The sequence below is a fragment of the Pararcticibacter amylolyticus genome, assembly GCF_003130405.1.
Lineage (GTDB): Bacteria > Bacteroidota > Bacteroidia > Sphingobacteriales > Sphingobacteriaceae > Arcticibacter > Arcticibacter amylolyticus.
In genome coordinates, this window is record NZ_QEAS01000017.1 from 63,467 (window position 1) to 67,644 (window position 4,178).

Here is a 4,178-nt window from a genome sequence, read left to right on the forward strand (position 1 = left end):
AATCCAGTGTGATATCCAGTCCCAATCCTCTTAATTCATGAACCAATACGTTGAATGATTCCGGAACAGACGGAGTTGGCAGGTTTTCACCTTTCACAATAGCTTCGTATGTTTTGGCACGACCGACAACATCATCCGATTTAACGGTGAGGATTTCCTGAAGGATATTAGATGCACCAAATGCCTCCAATGCCCAAACTTCCATTTCCCCAAAACGCTGACCACCAAACTGAGCTTTACCACCAAGGGGTTGCTGAGTAATAAGAGAGTACGGTCCGATAGAACGGGCGTGCATCTTATCATCAACCATGTGCCCCAGTTTCAGCATGTAAATAATGCCTACAGTTGTTGGCTGGTCAAAACGTTCGCCTGTTAATCCGTTGTAGAGATAAGTCCGCCCTGAAGCAGGTACGCCAGCTTTAGCAACCCAATCTTCCACCTCTTCATGTGTAGCACCATCAAAGATCGGAGTAGCAAACTTAAGTCCCAGTTCTTTTCCGGCCCATCCAAGCACAGTTTCGTAAATCTGTCCAAGGTTCATACGCGAAGGTACCCCAAGTGGGTTAAGGACAATATCTACAGGGGTTCCGTCTTCAAGGAAAGGCATGTCCTCATCACGTACGATACGGGCAACTATACCCTTATTACCGTGACGTCCTGCCATCTTATCCCCTACTTTAAGTTTACGCTTCTTCGCAATGTAAACCTTGGCCATCTGAACGATACCAGAAGGAAGTTCATCCCCCACGCTGATAGCAAACTTATCACGTTTATAAGCACCAAGCTCTTCGTTCAGCTTAATATTATAGTTGTGAAGTAATTGCTTGATCAGCTCATTCTTATCATCGTCTGTAGTCCACTTGGTCGGATTGATATTTGTGTACTCAAGATCCACAAGCATCTTTTGAGTAAACTTCGCACCTTTTGGTATAAGAAGCTCCTTATAGACATTGTATACTCCCTGGGATGTCTTACCATTTACGATGGTAAACAGCTTGTCAACCAGATTGTCTTTCAAATGCTTAACAGCCCTGTCGTGAGCTGAATCCAGCTTATCCAGCTGAGCCTTTTCTTCCGCCTTCGATGTCTTCTTTGCACGGGAGAACAACTTTGTATCAATTACAACCCCACTGATAGAAGGAGGAGTTTTCAGCGATGCATCTTTCACGTCGCCTGCTTTATCTCCGAAGATCGCCCGGAGAAGCTTCTCTTCCGGTGAAGGATCAGACTCGCCTTTAGGAGTAATCTTACCAATCAGGATATCCCCTTCTTTTACTTCAGCTCCGATGCGGATAATACCGTTTTCATCCAGATCTTTAGTCGCTTCTTCAGAAACGTTAGGGATATCAGGAGTAAGCTCCTCTTCACCACGTTTAGTATCACGAACTTCCAGCTCGAACTCTTCAATATGAAGGGAGGTAAAGATATCCTGAGATACAACACGCTCAGAAATCACAATCGCATCCTCAAAGTTATACCCCTGCCATGGCATGAATGCCACTTTCATGTTTCTTCCAAGTGCAAGCTCACCATCCTGGGTAGCATATCCCTCACAAAGAACCTGGCCTCTTTCTACCCTCTGTCCCTTCTTAACGATCGGCTTCAGGTTGATACAAGTACTTTGATTCGTCTTCTTAAACTTGATTAAGCTGTAAGACCTGGTTTCTCCTTCAAAAGAAACCAGCCGCTCGTCTTCACTTCTGTCATATTGAATACGGATCTCATTTGCATCAACATATTCAACGACACCACTTCCTTCTGCGTTGATCAGCGTGCGGGAATCCCGGGCTACTCTGCCTTCAAGGCCTGTACCCACAATAGGAGACTCCGGACGGAGCAGAGGAACTGCCTGACGCTGCATGTTCGAACCCATCAGGGCACGGTTAGCGTCATCATGTTCAAGGAATGGGATCAGCGACGCCGCAATAGACGTGATCTGGTTCGGAGCAACGTCCATCAGGTCAAGCCTTTCAGGCTCAATAACCGGAAAGTCACCTTCAAACCGTGCCTTTACCCGCGGAGTTTCGAAGTTACCCTTCTCATCATACTGCGCATTAGCCTGCGCTATAGTCTTTCCGTCCTCATCCTCAGCAGACAAATAGATAACAGGTTCTTCAACCACTACCCTTCCTTCTTCAACACGACGGTAAGGAGTCTCGATAAAACCGAGGTTATTAATCTTGGCGTGCACACAGAGAGATGAGATCAACCCGATGTTCGGACCTTCAGGAGTTTCAATAGTACATAAACGGCCGTAGTGAGTATAGTGAACGTCGCGTACCTCAAAACCGGCACGCTCTCTCGAAAGACCACCAGGGCCAAGCGCAGAAAGACGGCGTTTATGCGTAATTTCAGCCAATGGATTTGTTTGATCCATGAACTGAGATAACTGATTCGTTCCGAAGAATGAATTGATCACAGACGATAATGTCCGGGCATTGATCAGATCAGTAGGCGTAAAGACCTCGTTGTCACGGATATTCATACGTTCACGTATAGTACGTGCCATACGGGCAAGACCAACACCGAACTGAGCATACAGCTGTTCACCAACAGTACGTACACGACGGTTTGACAAGTGATCGATATCATCCACCTCAGCCTTCGAATTGATCAGCTTAATCAGATATTTAACAATCGCAATGATGTCCTCCTTGGTGAGGACTTTGGTTTCTTCTGATGTTGCAAGCTTTAGCTTACGGTTGATACGGTAACGGCCTACATCTCCCAGATCATATCTCTTATCAGAGAAGAACAAGCGGTCAATGATCCCCCTTGCGGTCTCTTCATCTGGTGGTTCGGCGTTACGTAACTGGCGATAGATATGCTCTACCGCTTCTTTCTCTGAATTGGATGTATCCTTCTGCAGAGTATTATATATAATCGAATAATCAGCATTGTTAGAAGCATCTTCCTTAGTCAGGATAACACTCTTAACTCCTGCATCAATGATCATATCGATGTGATCGTCTTCAAGTATTGTTTCACGCTCGAGAATAATCTCGTTACGGTCAATTGAAACTACTTCTCCTGTATCCTCATCAACAAAATCCTCTACCCACTTCTTCAATACCCTTGCAGCAAGCTTACGGCCTACATATTTTTTAAGCCCGGATTTACTCACTTTCACTTCGTCGGCAAGTTCAAACAACTCAAGGATATCCTTATCTGAGTCGTAGCCTATCGCACGAAGCAGGGTGGTTACAGGGAACTTCTTTTTACGGTCGATATAGGCATACATCACGTTATTCACGTCTGTTGCAAATTCGATCCATGAACCTTTAAATGGAATTACACGTGCAGAATATAACTTAGTACCATTGGTATGACGGCTCTGACCGAAGAACACACCCGGCGATCTGTGTAACTGAGACACGATCACCCTCTCTGCACCGTTAATAACAAACGTTCCTTTAGGTGTCATATAAGGGATAGTACCCAGATATACGTCCTGAACGATTGTTTCAAAATCTTCATGCTCCTCGTCATTACATGACAGCCGCAGTTTAGCCTTAAGAGGAACACTGTAAGTCAAACCACGCTCTATACATTCCTGAATATCATAACGCGGCGGATCAATAAAATAATCAAGAAACTCTAATACAAAGATATTTCTTGAATCAGAGATTGGGAAGTTCTCAGAAAACACCTTAAACAAACCTTCCTGGTGTCTGTTGTCAGAAGTTGTTTCCAATTGAAAAAACTCCCTGAAAGATTGCAATTGCACATCCAGGAAATCGGGATAATCGATTACATGCTTGCTGGTTGCAAAATTTACTCTTTCGCTTTGATTTTTGTTTGCCAATGGATTAAGATTTTAGTTTATAATAAACTGTGACTTATTTCGGGATCCTCCCCAATCTTGTAAGTCAAACAAAAATGGGTACAATACAAACAACAATAGACCCCGGTGAATAACCGGAGTCTAAGGTATTATTTTATTAGATTGAAGAGCTTATTTAATCTCAACAACAGCTCCTGCTTCTTCTAATGACTTCTTAAGAGCTTCAGCTTCGTCTTTAGCGATACCGGTTTTAACTTCCTTAGGAGCACCGTCTACTAAATCTTTAGCTTCTTTAAGTCCAAGACCAGTAAGGTCTTTTACCAACTTAACAACTGCTAATTTCTGACCACCTGCCTCTTTCAAAATTACGTCAAACGCAGTCTTCTCTTCTACT

At 43.9% G+C, this 4,178-nt stretch carries 2 protein-coding genes; both read right to left on the reverse strand.

Annotated elements, in window-relative coordinates:
- Positions 1–3,805 (reverse strand): DNA-directed RNA polymerase subunit beta (rpoB, locus tag DDR33_RS18765; RefSeq protein WP_109417346.1); only part of this gene is annotated, 3,805 nt, incomplete at its 3' end.
- Between the two features lie 150 nt (positions 3,806–3,955).
- A partial coding sequence (gene rplL, locus DDR33_RS26750; protein ID WP_238387860.1) for a 50S ribosomal protein L7/L12 occupies positions 3,956–4,178 on the reverse strand: 223 nt, incomplete at its 5' end.